The organism is Arthrobacter sp. StoSoilB5, assembly GCF_019977235.1.
GTDB lineage: Bacteria > Actinomycetota > Actinomycetes > Actinomycetales > Micrococcaceae > Arthrobacter.
In genome coordinates, this window is record NZ_AP024646.1 from 4,856,455 (window position 1) to 4,873,463 (window position 17,009).

The window sequence follows — 17,009 nt, forward strand, 5'->3', positions numbered from 1 at the left end:
GACGCGATTCTGTGCTGGCCGAAAACTACGCCCACCCCTAGTGTCAGATCCATCGACGCAGCCACGCCGCGTCTACCCACGCAGTGTCGCATAGGGGGAACCATGGATTTCGACTTTACCGCCCTTGAAACAGCCACCTACGTATTCATTGGAACGCTGGCCTTCGCCGCCATTTTGGTGGCGTTTATCGCAGCAGCAGCCATAGCAACTATCGTGCTCATCGGCGCCATGGGCATGGCCTGGTACACGGTCAAGGCAGTCTTGGGCGGCTTGGTGCACGGCATCAATTTTGCGTGGGACAGCCTGGTCCATCACGCAGGACAAGTGGAAATCCCGGCCGATTTCCAGCCCCAGGTTTCCCCTAGCACGGGTAGCTACTCGCGGGTAGCATTGAGGGACAGCTGAAGGGTTCCCCACCCGAGGCGGACCCTGGCTCCATCCGGCACAACCGGCTAGAGGAGTTATCCCATGACGTCCGCTACTGACAACAGTCTCACCGCCGCAAGCGTCAACGCCACAGCAGAAGAAGCCCGCGCCGTCGCCGAGGCCGCCCGCGAAACTGAATGGAACCGGCCCAGCTTTGCCAAGGGCCTCTACTTGGGCAGCTTCGACCTCAGCCTGATCCACCCGTGGCCACAAGCCAAAACGGAGGACGTGGAGCGCGGCGAAGAGTTCATGGCCAAGCTCGAGGCGTTCTGCAGATCCATGTCCGGACGGGTAATCGAACGCGACGCGAAGATCCCGGACGAGTACCTTGCAGGCCTCGCGGACCTTGGCGTTTTCGGCATGAAAATCCCGCGCGAGTACGGCGGCCTGGGGCTGTCCTTGGTCTACTACGGCCGCGCACTCGCTTTGGTGGGCTCCGTCCATCCGAGCCTTGGCGCGCTGATTTCGGCGCATCAGTCCATTGGCGTTCCGGAGCCCGTGAAGGAATTCGGCACGCCGGAGCAAAAGCAGGAATACCTTCCGCGCTGCGCTGCGGGCGCCATCACGGCTTTCCTCCTGACGGAGCCCGACGTCGGCAGCGACCCCGCCCGGATGGGCGCCACTGCCGTACTTTCGGACGACGGCGGGTCTTACCTTTTGGACGGCGTGAAACTCTGGACCACCAATGGGGTGATCGCCGAGCTCGTAGTAGTCATGGCGAGGGTTCCGGCCCACACCGACGCCGACGGTACCACCCACAAGGGCGGCATCTCCGCGTTCGTCGTGGAGATGGACTCCCCCGGCATTACCGTGGAAAACAGGAACTCCTTCATGGGCCTGCGCGGGATTGAGAATGGTGTGACCCGTTTCCACCAGGTGCGTGTGCCGGTGGAGAACCGGCTGGGTCGCGAGGGCCAGGGTCTCAAAATCGCCCTCACCACGCTCAACACGGGACGCCTTTCCATCCCCGGCCTGTGCGTTGCCGCTGGGAAGTGGAGCCTGAAGATTGCCCGCGAATGGTCCAACGCGCGGACACAATGGGGCCGGCCTGTGGGCAAGCATGAGGCCGTGGGGAAGAAAATTGCATTCATCGCCGCCACCACCTTCGCATTGGAAGCTGTGTTTGAACTATCGGCCGAGATGGCCGACGCCGGCCAAAAGGACGTCCGCATCGAAGCCGCGCTGGCCAAGCTGTGGTCCACGGAACTGAGCTGCCGGATAGCCGATGAGCTGGTTCAGATCCGCGGCGGCCGTGGCTTTGAAACCGCAGAGTCCCTTGAAGCCCGGGGCGAACGCGCCGTGGCCGCCGAACAACTTCTCCGGGATCTACGCATCAACCGGATCTTCGAGGGTTCCAGCGAGATCATGAAACTCCTCATCGCACGCGAAGCCGTGGACGCACACCTTGCCGCCGCGGGCGACCTCGCCTCAGCGGACGCCAGCCTGCAAGACAAGGCGCGGGCCGCCGTCGGGGCTTCTGGTTTCTATGCCCGCTGGCTGCCGAAACTCGTGGCCGGGGCAGGCATGGACCCGCGGTCCTACGGTGAGTTCGGGCGCCTGGGCAAGCACTTGCGGTTTGTTGAAAGGTCCTCGCGACGGCTCGCCAGGCAGACTTTCTACGGCATGGGCCGCTGGCAGGCGAAGCTGGAGCACAAGCAAGCGTTCCTGGGCAGGATTGTGGACATCGGCGCCGAACTGTTCGCGATGGCCGCGTGCTGCTCACGCGCCGAAATGCTGCTGCGCACCCACCCGGAACACGGCGCTACCGCCTTTGAACTCGCCGAGGCCTACTGTGAACAGGCCCGCGTGCGGGTGGACGAATACTTTGATCAGCTCTGGCGGAACACCGACGACGGCGACCATCACCTTTCGCGCAAGGTTCTTGCCGGCGATTACGCCTGGCTTGAAGCCGGGGTCCTGGACCAGTCCGAGGGAACCGGGCCGTGGATCGCGGATGCGTCCCCCGGCGCCTCAAGCAAGGAGAACCTGCACCGTAAGTATCGGTAGCCCGCTAAAGGACGTCGCCGTCCACGTAGTACCAGCGTTTGCCTTCCCGCACGAAGCGGCTGCGTTCACGCTGGACGCCGCGTTCGCCGTCGGACCTGTAGTGCGCGGCGAACTCAACGGTCCCGCTGGTGTCCAGGGGCCCGCCCTTGGCCGTACCCAGGATGTCGAGCCTGCGCCATTGCGTGTCGGCGTCCAGATCCAGGGACGCGGGGCGGGTAGACGCGTGCCACGTCCGCAGGAGGTACTCCGGATCCAGGATGACGAACGCCGAATACCGGGAGCGCATCAGCTGCTCGGCCGTGGGCGCATCAGCGTCCCCACGGTGGAAGCGCCCACAACAATCGTCGTACTGCTCCCCGGAGAGGCAGGGGCACACTCCGTTGCGGAGTCGGCTGATATCTAGGGTCATGTGGTCCCAATCCGAGGCTGAAAATGAGAGCTGGGCAACATATTTTCCCACGCCATATAACAGCTTCGAAACAACCCTGCCAGAGCGTGGTGCGGGGCGTGATTCCTTCAGTGCTGGACCGTAGGCTAGATGTGCAAGCTGGGTGGGCAATGCGCGCATCACAAAACGACAGCCAGGGGAGGCTACGTGGAGGATCCGACAACACTCGCCATCAACCTGACGTATTTGGGCACAGTGGGGATGGCTGTCCTCATGTTCTTTGGGCTCGGGATAATCGTCATCATCACTCTGGTAGTTGCCGGAGTTGGACGGCTTGTGTCGGTGATTCTTTTGGCGATGGTCGGGATCTTCCCCAAGAAGGAAACAGTCGCCATCGTCCACTTGCCCCCGGCTCCGGAACACGTACCGGCACCCGCGAGTGACGACGTCGATTACTCCAGCCATGCTGTTGCGTCGCCTTTGGAGGATCTTGCCTACGTTCCTACCGGCCCCACTCCCGAGGTAGCTGCTACTCCTGAACCCAGTGCCGTCCCCGCGGAACCCAGGAAGGACCTCCTTGGGGATGTTCGACGCCGGCTCTCAGGCGCCTCTTCTGCCCTCAAGGACGGTGGGTGGAAGGCCGGCCCCCGGAAGTTGCTCAAGCCGACCCAGGTTAAAGAAGCGGTTGAAACGCAGGCCGCTCACCACCCATTGCTTGTGGCCGCCAGCAAGGAACCTCCCGTGCTTGCAAAGGACTGGGCCGACGCCGTTGCCGAAGCTGAACAGAGGGCGGCCGCGCGGGCCAAAGCAGAGCAGCCACCCGCCATCAAAGTGACCGTCCGCGAGGTGGGCGAGCCGACACCACCCTCCAGCAACGGCGAGCCACCCGCCCCAAAGGCACCGGACGCCGGCCCTAAGAAAACGGGCCCGAACACTTCCAAGAATGGAAAGTCTTCGAGCCCGATCCGTAAAGGTTCGCTCAGCGGGGCCAGCCGCAACTCCTAAGCAGCAAGCTGCCGGAACGCTGCTCCGTGGTAGATCAGTGGCTTGGATTCGTGGTTGATGGTGGTCGCCTTGACCTCCAGGACAACGATCGCATGATCCCCGGCTGGCGTCTCCGAGACCACCTCGCATTCGAAGCCCAGCACGGCGCCCTCGATCAGTACTGCTCCTGAGTCACTGACGCTGGTGGACAATCCGGCAAAGCGGTCCCGGGTCTTGGAGGAAAGCTGGAGGCAGGCCGCTTCCTGGCCCTCGGCCAGCACGGACACGCCCAGCCTTCTTGCCTGGCGGAGCTTGGGCCACGTTGTGGAGGAGTTCTGCACCGCGAACATCACCAGCGGCGGTTCCAATGACACGCCCACGGTGAAGGACGATGCCACCAAGGCCTCCGGCGTGAAATCCACCATGGCACTGAAGGCAGCGACTCCAGACGGGAACTGCGCAAATGCAGCCTTGATGCCCGCCGTTTCTTCTACCGTCGTCTGTGTCATTTTGCTGTCCCCTTCGTGCGTCGATTGAGTTCCTTTCCCATAATTCACCCGCTTCCGGGAACGGCAATATTTGTTGATTCGGAAGACATTTGTGTTGCCGCGTGTCAAGAAATGTCGCGAAGTAAGGCCCCTTCCATTACCCCGCAAGACGAAAAACGAAGAAGTTCTACCGTTTGCATTTGGGCGTCCCACGGCCGTGTGTAGCCTCGATTGAACATCCCATTGATGAGGTTGGCCCAACAACTGACGCTCAACTGCCAACCACTGACCCACCACAGGAAGCCGACATGAGCCTCAACGAGCTACGAACGCTTGGACGCACTGGCGCCCTGATCAGCCCGCTCACGCTGGGTACCTTGAACTTCGGCACGGGCACGGCTCCCACCGGCCCTGCGGAGAGCATCCGCATCATCCAGGCGGCACTGGACGGTGGCATCACCAGCATCGACACCGCCGATATCTACTCGCAGGGCGAGGCCGAAGTCGTGGTGGGCCAGGCAATCCATGGAAGGCGCGACGACGTTTTCCTCGCCACCAAATTCCATGGCCAAATGGGATCAAATCCAGCACATGCGGGGAACTCGCGAAGGTGGATTGTCCGGGCTGTGGAGGATAGCTTGAGGCGGCTGAACACAGACCGGATCGACCTCTACCAAGCGCACCGCCCCGACTACAACACCGATCTCCTTGAGACCATCACTGCCCTGAACGATCTCATCCGGCAGGGCAAGATCCTCTATTACGGCACCTCGGTGTTCAGCCCTGCGCAACTGGTGGAGGCACAGTGGATTGCGAACACCAACCACCTGACGCCACCGGTTGTGGACCAGGTCCCATATTCGCTTTTGGTTCGCGCCAACGAACGCGACGTCTTCCCCATTACCCAGCAGTACGGCGTCGGGGTTTTGAGTTACGGACCGCTCGACGGCGGGTGGCTGGCTGGCGGTTACCGCGTGGGTGCGGGCCAGCCCGAAAGCTCGCGTTCGGCCGCCGTGCCGGGCCGCTTCGACGTGAGCGCTCCCTTCAATCAGGGCAAGTTGCACGCGGCGGACGCACTCGCACAGCTGGCCGCCCGGTACGGGCTGACCCTCATCCAGCTTGCTGTGGGCTTCGCCCTGAATCATCCCGCCGTCACCAGCGTGATCATTGGACCGCGGACCGAGGAGCATTTGACGGACTACCTGAAGGCCGCCGACGTGGTGCTCAGCGAAGCCGTTTTGGATGAAATCGATGACATCGTGGCCCCCGCAGTCAACTTCCTTGAACGGGACGCCGGCACGGTTGCTCCCCACCTCGAGTACCCGGAACTTCGACGCCGGTAGCTGGTTTTGCGTTGCCAGGCCCCCTTTGCGCGCTTCAGTCTTCCGCAAGCACGCAAAGCAGGCCCCACAATCGCCTATTGACGGCATTGGACCATGGCGTGATCCTTGTCCTAAGTGCTGCGGCACGCCGCAGCGTCAGGTCCAGTAGAACGCCGCCTCCCATGTCCAAACCCCATGTCAAGCAAGATGCGGCGAAAGCCGTCATCCCGGGACAGCCGACCGAAGGTCCCCTGACCCACGAAGAGCTGCAGCTCTCCGGCCGCAACCATTCAATGCCGCTCGAAGCCCTTCACGACGACATCACGCCGGCCGGGCTGCACTACCTGCTGATTCACTTCGATATCCCGCACGTATCCGCTGAGGCATGGCGCCTGCGACTCGGTGGCGCGGTTGATCACAGCTTGGAACTCAGTCTCGACGACATCAAGGCGCGGCCAGCTGTCACCATGCCAGTCACCCTGGAATGCGCAGGCAACGGACGTTCGCTCTTGCAGCCTCGCCCCCTCAGCCAACCGTGGGTGCTGGGAGCCGTAGGCACAGCAGAATGGACCGGAACTCCTTTGGCACCACTGCTGGAGGAGGCAGGGTTGGCGAGTGACGCCGTCGAACTTGTCTTTACGGGCGCCGACAGCGGTATCCAAGGTGGGGTCGAGGAGCCGTACGCCCGCAGTCTTTCGATCGCCGAAGCGATGCACCCTGAAGTCATGTTGGTCTACGCCATGAACGGCAACCCGCTACCGATCCAGCACGGTTTCCCGCTGCGGCTCCTGGTGCCCGGCTGGTATGGGATGGCAAGTGTGAAGTGGCTGACGTCCATTGAGGCAGTGACTTCACGTTTCATGGGATTCCAACAGGCAGTTGCGTATCACTATCTCCAGGGGCCCGATGGGCCAGGCTTGCCAGTGACGCATATCCGCGTCCGCTCCCTGATGGTGCCCCCAGGGATTCCTGACTTCTTTACCCGACGCCGGGTAGTCGATGCTGGTCCTGTCATGCTGCACGGCAGGGCGTGGTCAGGGCACGGAGAAGTGGAACGGGTGGAGGTGGGGATCGACGGCGAGTGGATGCCGGCCCACCTGGAACCTGCCGTTGGTGATTTTGCCTGGCGTTCGTGGACCATGGTGTGGGTCGCGAGCCCGGGCGAACACGAGTTGCGGTGCCGTGCCATGGATTCCTCGGGCGCGCTGCAGCCGAGCGACCAGGTGTGGAACTACCAGGGCATCGGGAACAATATGGCCCAACGGGTTGAGGTGACTGTTCGGTAGGGGTTTCCCGGGGCGGCCGGCCACCGAGATTGGCTCCTGCCTCGAAAACGCTGGAACGCTGCGTGTTCGCTCGGACCTTTCCCTGCGATCTCGAAGCATTCCGCCGGTCTCGCACTTTCCGCGTTCTCCCTTGGCACTGTCGCCGGGACTAGACTCGTGTCAATCATGAGTAGCCCGACTTCTTCCCCAGCAACCGTCCGCATCGACGCTTGGCTGTGGGCGATCCGCGCTTACAAGACCCGTTCCGCGGCCACAACTGCTTGCCGTGCGGGACACATTCGCATCAATGGCAACCCTGTCAAAGCGTCGCAAACTGTGATCATTGGCGACACCATCCGCGTGCGCGAATCCGGGTGGGAACGGATCCTCGAAGTACGGCGACTGATCGCGAAACGTGTCGGCGCCGAGGCTGCGTCCCACTGCTTCACCGACCACACTCCCCCGCGGCCGGTGGCTCCAAAGCTCGGCCTTCCCCAGCGCGACCGCGGTGCCGGCCGACCCACCAAGAAGGACCGGCGGGACATGGAAAAATTGCGGGGGTAGTTGCTGTTTCTGGGCCTTTGGGAATTCGGCGCGCTGTTGCTGGATCATCGGGGTGGTCATGGATTCAAGACCGCGGAAAAATTGGGATCGGCGGGTTGCCTGGGCGAATGATCCAGCAGTCTCTCCGCTGCTTCGGCCCATAGTTATCCACAACCGGTTCTCTTCGACGTGAATCCCACATACAGCCCCGCCTAGACTGGCCGACACATCGCCAAACAGCTGCTGGGGGAGCCTGTCATGTCACGCCTTTCTGCCAATTCTTCACGTGCCCTTGTTCGAGGAGCGGTCTTCGGACTGACAGCCTCGTTACTTCTCACTGGTTGCCAGGGCGGCAGCACCTCGGGCAGCGCACCTTCCGAAACAAGCACGACGACGGCGTCGCCCACCTCGAGCGGTTCGCCGCAAGGTCCTTCGGCCTCGGCCACTACCGCTCCCCCAGGCGTGTACAAGCCAGCCGACGCGAAGGGCAAGGCAGAGAATGTGCCGGTGCCTGTGATGCCCGAGGTGGCGAAGGAGAACACAAAGGAGGGGCTGGCGGCGTTTATCCGGTACTGGTACGAACAACTGAACTATAGCTACCAGTCTGGTGAAACGGGCACGCTTCAATCGCTCAGTGCCCCTACATGTACTTTGTGTACCTCACTTCGCGACGGTATCGAGGACGGATGGAGTGAGGGCCGATGGGTGGCGGGGGCGGGCATCCGATCAGCAGCAGTCGAAATAGAATTCAATTCCGAAAGCTCTTCCCAAATGGCCATCATTCAAGTGATTCAAGAAGCTATCGAAATCAGAAATGCTGATGGATCTCTCTATCAAGATCCAACGCCGGCAACCAACTCGGCTAGTCGCGCCGCCCTGGAGTTCGCAGATGAACGATGGGTCTTAGCCGATCTCGGACTGATCCGCTGACCTGACGATGATGAAACTTTCGCTTCGATTTGTAAACTTCATCCTTGCTACGGCCATCCTTCTCGTGGTTCACAGTGGCAGCGCAATCGCGAAGGAGCCCAAGATTGACATCGGCTACGTGGATAATGGGCTGAATCTGACGTCGACACATTGGAGCAGGAACCCTGTATCCGGCGTTCTGACTCCAAAGCTGGACGGTGCGTCCGGATCTGACGATCCCTACCAGTACATGCCGGACGTTCACTGCCGTGCGGGAGGGACAGACACTCCGGACAGGGGATGCCTAGCGATGGAATGCCCTGCCAAAACACCTGGTGGTGAAGAAGGAACACCTGTGATCTGGAGGCAAGCTCCGAAGTCAATCGCGAACCCACAGTGGACAGATTATCCGGCGATCAGCGGACCCACCTGCCTGTACGACGCCCAACCCGAGAACGTCCTGGCGAACATCGCAGCCCGGATCCTGAACGACTTCCGCCAACTACCGATCAACCCAGGAACCCTTGAAGCCCAACCCTTCCCCCACACCCTCAAAGGCGGGCCTACAAACTTCTACACCACCGCCACCGAACAAGCCTTCAACGTCACCATCCTCGGCCAAGCCGTCCACCTGACCGCCACCCCGGCAAGCTTCACCTACAACTTCGGCGACACCACCAGCCTCGGCCCCACCCCCGCAGCCGGCTACGCCATCCCCGAAGCCGACCGGCTCCTCAACAAAACCCGCACCAGCCACATCTACACAGAAACAGGCAACTACCCTGCCACCATCACCACCAGCTTCACCGGCACCTACTCCGTGAACAACGGCCCACCACTGCCCATCAACGGAACACTGGAGCTAACCACCCCACCCAAAACCATCCAGGTCTGGAAAACAGAACGAGCACTCGTCGCCGACACCTGCCAGGAAAACCCCAAATCCTGGGGCTGCCCCGACACCGAACCAACCCTCGGAACAGAACCCCAATAGCCAGCCGAGAACCCCTCACTTCCACCACCCACTTTGACCACCGACGCCCCGGCAACACACCCACAACACGGCGTGTCCAGGCCGTCCAGGTTTCAGAGTTGGTGGTGAAGGCCCACGCAGGAATCGCGCCTTAAAGAGAAAAGCACCAGTTCCGAAGAACCGATGCTTCCCGTCGGCTGAATCTAGGAGAACCAGGTACCCGGAGGGCCCATGAACAGAAGGAAGCTGAACACTGCACCCACAGCAACCAGGGTCACCACAACCGCAAGGATCGGATTGCGAAGAACCCACGCCTGGGCTTTCTCAAAGCCACCCTCAGGCTTGTCTCCCCCGGCGGCCAAACGCCAACCACCGGCCAGAAGACCGCGGCGATCCAGCGACTTCTCCATCGGGATTGTGGCATAGGGAATCACAGCGGAGCCGATGGCGAGCAGGCCGGTCCGCATCGTCCATTTCTGGTTGATCCAGGTGAAGGCGGCCGTCGCTGCGTAGCAAAGGAACACGAACCCGTGGATGCCCCCGGCGATGCTCACGCCCAGTTCAGTGGTCTGCGTGACGTACTTCAGGAACAGCCCGATCAACAGCAGGGTCCATGTCACGGCCTCGGCAAAAGCGACGGTTCGGAACAGGGTGCGGGGCTGCATGGAAGTCCTCGGGTTGAGATCGGGAGACACCTCCAATTTACCGTGGTGGCCGGACTCCTCCCGAATCACCCTGGGTAGGGAGCGCCTGCCTGTTCCGGATTTGTGAGTCACCGAATTCAATGGCCACCGGAGCGATCTCCACGGGCGGCTCGTGTCGCGACCGCGCCCTTCCCACGGCAATGTGCGGCAACCAGCGCGGCGACCTGTAGCCCAGAGCGGGTGAGCCCAGGATGAAGTCATCGATGTTGTCGAGGCCAAGATCATCAAGAAGCACGTGCAAGCCCTGCACCAGAAGCGCTTGGTAGTCGTGAACTTCCTGGGGTACGTCCACCTCCAGCCCCATTAGCCGGCCGCCACCCAGCGGGACCACTTTGTCCGACTTACCCAGGAATCCCTGCAGCACCGGCAGTTCCTTCAGCCAGCTGCTGATTTCGGGCAGCACCTTCTGCGGCGTCGCCCTTCCCTTTGTCCATGCGGCGATGTCATCAGCGAGTTCGTCGAGGATCCCCATGTGCAGCAGGGTCATGTGCAGCCCTTGTGGTTTGCGCAGCGAATCAACGAATCGCATGAGACCTTCGTAATCGGCCTGCCCACCACCGATCCGAAGGACAGGAACCTCTACCGTGATGCGCGGTTGACCCGCGTTGCTTGCAGTGGGGCTGCCGGCCGTCATGGACGCCATTATCCGCCGATCACCCACCCAACGGGAGGCCGACGGCGGAAGGCACCTCCCGCCGTCGGCCTCCTTGGGCTATTTCCTGGCGCGCGCCTGGACCAGATTGGCGAACGGGAGGCGTCCGTGAGCGGCAACGAACGCGGCGTGGTAGTCGGCTTCGGCGGCATTCAGCCCCTCCGGCGGCAGTTCCTTCCAGGCAATGGTCAGGTCCAGGGCGTCGCGCAGCTGCCAAATAAGCCGGGCATCCCAGACGACGGTGGGTCGCCCGCGGCCGTAATCCATGAACTCCTGGATTTGCTTGCGTAGCCCCCGGTTGCCCTGACTGCCCGCGCTGGCTTTGCCAATGTAAAGCACTGAGGCGTCTGTAAGCCACTCGGATGCAAGTGCTTCGCGCTTCAATGATGGGTCTTTCTTCTTGAAGGTCCCGGCGGTGCTCTTGTTCAGAAAGACCGGTTCAAATCCAGCCGGGCGAAGGACCACGAATATCCCGGGTCCTTGGGGGATCCGCATGGGATCGAGTTCGTCGAGTGGTCGGAATCCGGTGAATCCGTCCTCGGTGAGGGTCTTTTTGGTGAAGAGCATGATCCATTGTGTCAAGCACCCGTCACACATCCCGCTACCACCGGCCCGAAGCCTCGCCATGACCACTTGTAGCTTAAAGTGTTCACGGCTGCTGAGCAGCCGACTCATCACTCCATTCGCATAAATAGGGGGACTATTTGCGCACCCAGAACCGGCTGTCCCACAGCCACCCTCCACTTCAAGCCCCAGTTGTGGGAGGCCAGACATCATGCGGAAGCTAATCATTGGAGCTACGGCAGCAGTCGCGATCGTGACTGGCTCCCTGGTAGCGGCGGCTGCCGCCAATGCCGACAGTGGAACCGTCGTCAGGGTAATCGATGGCGACACCATAGTCGTATCCATCAACAACATCGATCAGACTGTTCGCCTGCTGAACATCAATACTCCGGAAACTAAGGATCCGAACAAGCCCACCGAATGCCTTGGGCCGGAGGCGACAGATCATCTTGAGGGAGTACTGCCGGTGGGCAGCAAGGTCAGGTTGGAGTTCGACGTCGAACGTCACGACAAATACGGACGCACCTTGGCGGGTGTCTTCAATGCCAGCAACCAGCTGGTCAACGCAGAGATCGCACGCCGGGGACTGGGGGTTCCAATGGTCATCGGAGAAAACCGAAAGTTCCTGCCGCCGGTCGAAGCCGCCTTTGAGGAAGCGCGTACTGCCAAGTCCGGGCTCTTCGCAGAGGGCATCGAATGCACCCTCCCTGCGCAACTGGCAGCTGCCAACGAAGCACTGACAGCGGCACAGAGTGCGGCGCCGGCAACGACGTCGGCCGGAGCGGGAGCATCGGCTACTGGACTGGCGACGGCCATCGTTACTGCCAAGGCAGCAAAAGACCTTCTGTCCGCAGCGAGAGAAACAGAGAACTCCATCCTTTGGGCGGCGTACTCTGCCAGCGAATCAACCGCCCAGTTGACCGCCCTGACCGCAGTAATAACCCGGGCTGAGTCTGCGCACAACCAGCTCAAGGAACAAGAGAAGGCACTTGCCGCGGCCGAGAAGAAGGCAGAGGAAGAACGAGTAGCCGCTGTGGCGCGAGCGGAGGCAGAACGAAAGGCTGCTGCGGAAGCAGAGGCGGCAGCAAAGAAGGCTGCCGATGAGGCCGCCGCGGCGGAACAGGCTCGGGCAGCAGCGGTGGCGGCCGAGGCTGAACGGATACGCAACTTACCCGTACCAGCTCCCTATGTTCCGCCAGTCCAGCCGTATGTTCCGCCAGCTCAGAATTACGTACCGCCGGCGCCACCGGCCCAATCGAATCCCTACCCGGGGTACACGGGCCCCCGCTGCTACGCTCCCGGCGGCAAGTCCTGGCGTCCCTGCTGACAACCGGCTTGGCTGAAGGCCTGGAGTCCCTTAGGGGATGCCAGGCCTTCTCACCGATGGGCGTGGCTCACATGAGAACGCACTAAACTCGCATGAGTGATCACAGGTGAAATCAAGTCCCAAGTAGACAAAGTCTGGAATACGTTCTGGAGCGGCGGTATCTCGAACCCGCTGGAAGTCATCGAGCAGATCACGTACCTTCTGTTCCTCAAGCGCCTGGACGAGAACCAGACTCGGGCGGAGAAGCAGGCCAACATCTTAGGCGAGCCGATCGAGAACGCGGTGTTTCCCGAGGGTGTTGACCCCCAGGGCCGCCCCTATTCGGACCTCCGCTGGTCGAACTTCAAGGACTTTGGTCAGATTGAGATGTTCACGGTCTTCCAGCAGAACATCTTCCCGTTCCTCCGAACTGAGCTGACCAAGCAGTCCAACGGCGAAGACTCCACTTATAGCCACCACATGAAGGATGCGCAGTTCAAGATCCCGAACGCGGGTGTCTTGAAGCAGGTGGTGGATGTCATTGACTCCATCAACATGGAGGGTCGCGACACCAAGGGCGATCTCTACGAGTACATGTTGTCGAAGCTCGCATCGGCGGGTACCAACGGACAGTTCCGAACCCCGCGGCACATCATCGACCTCATGGTCGCGATGACAGCACCCCAGCCACTCGAAGCCATCTGTGATCCGGCCGCGGGCACCTGCGGCTTCCTGGTTCAGGCCGGCGAATACCTCCGTAAGAACAACAGCAATCTCCTCACCAATGACGAGACCAGTAAGTTCTTCCATCACGAGCAGTTCCATGGCTTCGACTTCGACTCCACCATGCTTCGCATCGGTTCGATGAACATGCTGCTCCACGGCGTGGAGAACCCTGACGTCTCCTACCGCGATTCACTTGCCGACTTGCACTCCGTAGAGGAAGAGAAGTACAACGTCATCCTCGCCAATCCTCCGTTCGCTGGCAGCTTGGACTACGAGAATGTGTCGAAAGAGTTGCTGAACGTCGTCAAGACGAAGAAGACCGAACTCCTCTTCCTGGCACTTTTCATCAAGCTGCTTAAGCCAGGTGGGCGAGCGGCCGTCATCGTTCCCGACGGCGTCCTCTTCGGCTCCACCGGCGCTCACAAATCCCTCCGCAAGACACTGGTCGAGGGCCACAAGCTCGACGCCGTCGTCAAACTCCCGTCCGGCGTCTTCAAGCCCTACGCCGGAGTCTCCACTGCCATCCTCTTCTTCACAAAGACGAACTCCGGCGGCACCGACAACGTCTGGTTCTACGACGTAAAGTCCGACGGCTTCAGCCTTGACGACAAGCGCACCCCGCTTGCGTCGTCCGACCTTGAGGACGTTTTCTCGCGTTGGAATCAGCGCACGACGGCGGAACTCGAGCGGGCGCGCACGGAACAGTCCTTCTGTGTTCCGCTTTCCGAGATCGTGGCGAACGACTACGACCTGTCGCTCAACCGGTACAAGGAGATCGAGTACGAAGAGGTCGAGCACGCTGCCCCGGAGGAAATCCTGGCTGCACTGGATCAGCTCGAGACTGAAATCACCGAGGGCATGAACGAGCTGCGGGAGCTGCTGAAGTGAAGGAAGCTCGGCTGGATGGAGTCGCTAAGTTCATTCGAGGGGTCACATTCAAAGGAACAGACGTACAGCGGGCGACGGATTCCAACATCGACTGCATGCGGACGAAGAACGTACAAACTCATTTGGACACTACAGACGTTTGGTCAATCGATAAAAGCCATGTCAAGAAGGACGACCAGTTCTTACGACGCGGCGACGTATTGATCTCCAGTGCCAACAGTTGGAATTTGGTCGGAAAGTGCTGTTGGGTCCCGGAGCTTGAACGAGCCACTACTTTCGGAGGCTTCGTGACTGTCCTTCGCCCGAATGTTGAGATTATGGACGCCAGTTACCTGTACCGTTGGTTCTCATCCCGCCAAGTTCAGTCGGTAGTCCGTAGTTTCGCCAACCAAACGACCAATATCTCGAACCTTGACCTCAACCGAACCGCAGGCCTTCAGGTTCCAGTTCCCGAGCTGAAGGAGCAGCGGCGGATTGCGGCGATATTGGATAAGGCCGACGATCTCCGCGCCAAGCGCCGCCAAGCCATCGCCCACCTCGACGCCTTGGCCCAATCGATGTTCCACTCGACGTCTAGAGACGAAACTTGGCCTCTGATCACCCTCCGGGACGCGTCGCTTCGGTTTGTTGGAGGACGCAATCTAGTCGGCTCCGGCGCGGATATTCATCCAGTCAATAAAGTCCTCAAGGTTAGTGCGGTCTCGTCGGGTGAATTCGATCCCGAGCACACAAAGCCGCTGCCAGCCACTTACGCACCACCGAGCGAACATGCGGTGCGGACAGGTGATCTAGTCGTCACTCGCGCCAGCGGCACGAAGGACTTGATTGGGGTTGCAACACTGATCAAGAAGGTGTCAGACCACACGTACCTACCCGATAAATTGTGGCGCGCAGACATTGGCGACAATAGCCTGCTACTGCCGATCTACTTTCGTTTCCTAACCAAGTCACCCGGTTACCGGGAATACGTCATCAACGCGTCGAGTGGTGCCGCGGGTGTCAGCAACATTTCCCAAGCGAAGCTTCTATCGTTCGAATTTAGGCGTCCTCCCATCGAACTGCAGCAGACCTTCGCAAACCGAATTGCCGCCGTCGAGCGTTTGAAGGAAACCCACCGCAAGCACTTAGCGGAATTGGACGCGCTCTTTGCTTCGCTCCAAAGCCGCGCGTTCAAGGGCGAACTTTAGGCAGCAGCCAACCGCTCAGACAGGCCTGTCGCCGTACGTCAACAAATGCTAAAGTCGGCGTACGGCGACATTCGTGAATGTTGCCGCACGGCGACAGGAGCAGCTATTGCGTACAGTCCGAGAGGCAGGGCCCTTGGTCCGGGAACTCAGGGAAGAGCGAGCGTGGTCACAGGCAGAGCTGGCCCGGCGAGCCAGCGTCTCACGCACCTTTGTCATCGATCTCGAATCCGGTAAAGCATCGGTGGAAACGTCCAAGTTCATGGATGTCTTTCAAGCCCTTGGTTTCGAGATCGCCATACGCGACAGCGAGACGGGCGCAGTTCGGTGGTGAGTGCGCGCGCTCTTGACGTGTTTATGGACGGGACACTTTGCGGCCGGGTTGAACAGTCGTCGTCGGGGAATCTGACGTTCCGCTACTACCCCGAATACCAGGCAGCCCCCAACGCGACACCGCTGTCACTGTCCATGCCCTTGGCCGCCACCCTCCACAAGAAGCGCAACGTCCTGCCCTTTCTGCAGGGCCTCTTGCCTGACAGTGAAGGGGCCCTCCTGACGATTGCCCGACGGTTCCGGGTGTCCCCGTCCAACCCCTTCGCCATCCTTGAACATATCGGTGCCGATGTCGCGGGTGCGCTCCAATTCATGCGGCCGGGCACCGGATCCTCGGATGGCACCCTCGCAAGAACTGCGGTGAAGCCAGTTACGGACAGGGATGTGGCCGAGATGCTGGACCACGTCGTGACTGAGTACGAAGACGGCACGCCCTACGACGACTCCGCAGGACGCTTCAGCCTCGCCGGGGCTCAGCCAAAGATCGCCCTGCACCAACTTCCCAACGGCGACTGGGCGGTACCCGAAGACGCTACCCCCACGACGCACATCCTCAAACCGGCAGCTGGCACATTCAGTCGCTTGGATATTGTGGAACAGCTCACCATGAGGGCAGCATCTTTTCTGGGGCTCGAGGTGGCCAAGTCCGAACTCCGCCGCATCGGCGACTGGGACGTCTTTGTGACACGTCGCTATGACCGCCAGGAAGTGGGTGGAACCTGGCGCCGCATCCATCAAGAAGACTTTTGCCAGGCATTGAGCGTTTCTCCAGCCAAGAAATACCAGCACCGTGACGGCGGGCCGGGCGCCAGTGATATGGCCGCCCTTATCCGATCTCTTCCTTTTGAAGCGGACCGCCGGGCAGCAGGAGCAGGGCTGTACCGGGCCTTTGTTTTCAACACCGTGGCCGGTTGCACCGACGCGCACGCCAAAAACTACTCCCTCCTCCTCAACGGCAGTAGAGCGCAGCTATCGCCCCTCTACGACCTCGCCACCTATGCTCCGTATTGGGACGCGGACTCAGGTATCGACTTGGCCATGAGTGTGAAAGCCGAATACAGGCTTCAGAAGATCAGCAAGCACATGCTGGTCTCGACAAGCACTCAGTTTGGCGTTGATGCTGAAGCAGCCCGGGAAATGGTCGAACACTATTCTCGCGGCATAGTGGAAGCATTCGAAGCTGCCAGGGAAGAGCTGAAATCCCAGCTGGGACCCCTGCCGAAAATCACCGATGACACTATTGCGAAGGTACGACTGCTGCCACTCGTCGAGGCTACAGGTCTGAAATAAGGCATAAACGGTCGCAGTCCCATGATTGACTACCTTCAGGACATCGGAGCAACGGAT

General features: G+C 60.8%; 18 protein-coding genes. 13 read left to right on the top strand and 5 right to left on the bottom strand.

Annotation, left to right across the window (positions count from 1 at the left end; translation table 11 throughout):
* Nucleotides 1–102: 102 nt before the first annotated feature.
* Together LDN75_RS22010 and LDN75_RS22015 are read left to right on the top strand one after the other, a co-directional pair.
* Entirely contained in the window at nt 103–405 is a 303-nt protein-coding gene (locus tag LDN75_RS22010; RefSeq protein WP_223934792.1) for a hypothetical protein, read from the top strand.
* 63 nt (nt 406–468) lie between these two features.
* On the top strand, nt 469–2,433 hold the full coding sequence (locus tag LDN75_RS22015) for an acyl-CoA dehydrogenase family protein (RefSeq protein ID WP_223934793.1): 1,965 nt from the start codon (nt 469–471) through the stop codon (nt 2,431–2,433).
* 4 nt (nt 2,434–2,437) lie between these two features.
* Here the strand turns inward: LDN75_RS22015 and LDN75_RS22020 are convergent, their stop codons facing one another.
* Complete coding sequence (locus tag LDN75_RS22020; RefSeq protein ID WP_223934794.1) at nt 2,438–2,842, bottom strand: YchJ family protein; 405 nt, start codon at nt 2,840–2,842, stop codon at nt 2,438–2,440.
* A gap of 186 nt (nt 2,843–3,028) precedes the next feature.
* Here LDN75_RS22020 and LDN75_RS22025 point away from each other — a divergent pair, with 186 nt between their 5' ends.
* Nucleotides 3,029–3,826, top strand: a complete 798-nt coding sequence (locus tag LDN75_RS22025; protein WP_223934795.1) for a hypothetical protein — start codon at nt 3,029–3,031, stop codon at nt 3,824–3,826.
* On the opposite strand, the gene LDN75_RS22030 is transcribed toward LDN75_RS22025, so the two are convergent.
* A complete protein-coding gene (locus tag LDN75_RS22030) occupies nt 3,823–4,314 on the bottom strand; it encodes a flavin reductase family protein (RefSeq protein ID WP_223934796.1) in 492 nt (163 codons plus the stop codon). The two genes, LDN75_RS22025 and LDN75_RS22030, sit on opposite strands and share 4 nt — an antisense overlap.
* Before the next feature lie 287 nt (nt 4,315–4,601).
* On the opposite strand from LDN75_RS22030, the gene LDN75_RS22035 reads away from it, so the two are divergent.
* The 5 genes from LDN75_RS22035 (at nt 4,602) to LDN75_RS22055 (ending at nt 9,326) form a co-directional block, all read left to right on the top strand.
* Entirely contained in the window at nt 4,602–5,636 is a 1,035-nt protein-coding gene (locus LDN75_RS22035; RefSeq protein WP_223934797.1) for an aldo/keto reductase, read from the top strand.
* Between the two features lie 161 nt (nt 5,637–5,797).
* A complete protein-coding gene (locus LDN75_RS22040) occupies nt 5,798–6,901 on the top strand; it encodes a sulfite oxidase (RefSeq protein WP_223934798.1) in 1,104 nt (367 codons plus the stop codon).
* 165 nt (nt 6,902–7,066) lie between these two features.
* The gene (locus tag LDN75_RS22045) at nt 7,067–7,444 is read left to right on the top strand and encodes an RNA-binding S4 domain-containing protein (RefSeq protein WP_223934799.1); all 378 of its coding nucleotides are present in this window, start codon (nt 7,067–7,069) and stop codon (nt 7,442–7,444) included.
* A 237-nt stretch (nt 7,445–7,681) separates the two neighbouring features.
* Nucleotides 7,682–8,353, top strand: a complete 672-nt coding sequence (locus tag LDN75_RS22050) for a DUF6318 family protein (protein ID WP_223934800.1) — start codon at nt 7,682–7,684, stop codon at nt 8,351–8,353.
* A 334-nt stretch (nt 8,354–8,687) separates the two neighbouring features.
* A complete protein-coding gene (locus LDN75_RS22055) occupies nt 8,688–9,326 on the top strand; it encodes a hypothetical protein (protein WP_223934801.1) in 639 nt (212 codons plus the stop codon).
* Between the two features lie 182 nt (nt 9,327–9,508).
* On the opposite strand, the gene LDN75_RS22060 is transcribed toward LDN75_RS22055, so the two are convergent.
* The 3 genes from LDN75_RS22060 to LDN75_RS22070 form a co-directional block, all read right to left on the bottom strand.
* On the bottom strand, nt 9,509–9,970 hold the full coding sequence (locus LDN75_RS22060; protein WP_223934802.1) for a DUF3817 domain-containing protein: 462 nt from the start codon (nt 9,968–9,970) through the stop codon (nt 9,509–9,511).
* A 37-nt stretch (nt 9,971–10,007) separates the two neighbouring features.
* Entirely contained in the window at nt 10,008–10,652 is a 645-nt protein-coding gene (locus LDN75_RS22065) for a hypothetical protein (RefSeq protein ID WP_223934803.1), read from the bottom strand.
* 69 nt (nt 10,653–10,721) lie between these two features.
* A complete protein-coding gene (locus LDN75_RS22070) occupies nt 10,722–11,228 on the bottom strand; it encodes a hypothetical protein (protein WP_223934804.1) in 507 nt (168 codons plus the stop codon).
* Nucleotides 11,229–11,436: 208 nt separating this feature from the next.
* On the opposite strand from LDN75_RS22070, the gene LDN75_RS22075 reads away from it, so the two are divergent.
* The 5 genes from LDN75_RS22075 to LDN75_RS22095 all read left to right on the top strand — a co-directional run bounded on the left by LDN75_RS22075 (nt 11,437) and on the right by LDN75_RS22095 (nt 16,952).
* Complete coding sequence (locus tag LDN75_RS22075) at nt 11,437–12,552, top strand: thermonuclease family protein (RefSeq protein ID WP_223934805.1); 1,116 nt, start codon at nt 11,437–11,439, stop codon at nt 12,550–12,552.
* Nucleotides 12,553–12,648: 96 nt separating this feature from the next.
* Complete coding sequence (locus LDN75_RS22080) at nt 12,649–14,145, top strand: class I SAM-dependent DNA methyltransferase (RefSeq protein WP_223934806.1); 1,497 nt, start codon at nt 12,649–12,651, stop codon at nt 14,143–14,145.
* Nucleotides 14,142–15,332: a restriction endonuclease subunit S gene (locus LDN75_RS22085; protein WP_223934807.1), complete on the top strand. Its 1,191-nt coding sequence runs from the start codon at nt 14,142–14,144 to the stop codon at nt 15,330–15,332. The genes LDN75_RS22080 and LDN75_RS22085 overlap by 4 nt, the downstream gene beginning before the upstream one ends.
* A 106-nt stretch (nt 15,333–15,438) precedes the next feature.
* Nucleotides 15,439–15,663: a helix-turn-helix domain-containing protein gene (locus tag LDN75_RS22090; RefSeq protein ID WP_167510528.1), complete on the top strand. Its 225-nt coding sequence runs from the start codon at nt 15,439–15,441 to the stop codon at nt 15,661–15,663.
* Nucleotides 15,664–15,686: 23 nt separating this feature from the next.
* Nucleotides 15,687–16,952: a HipA domain-containing protein gene (locus tag LDN75_RS22095; RefSeq protein ID WP_223934808.1), complete on the top strand. Its 1,266-nt coding sequence runs from the start codon at nt 15,687–15,689 to the stop codon at nt 16,950–16,952.
* The last annotated feature ends 57 nt before the right edge of the window (nt 16,953–17,009 follow it).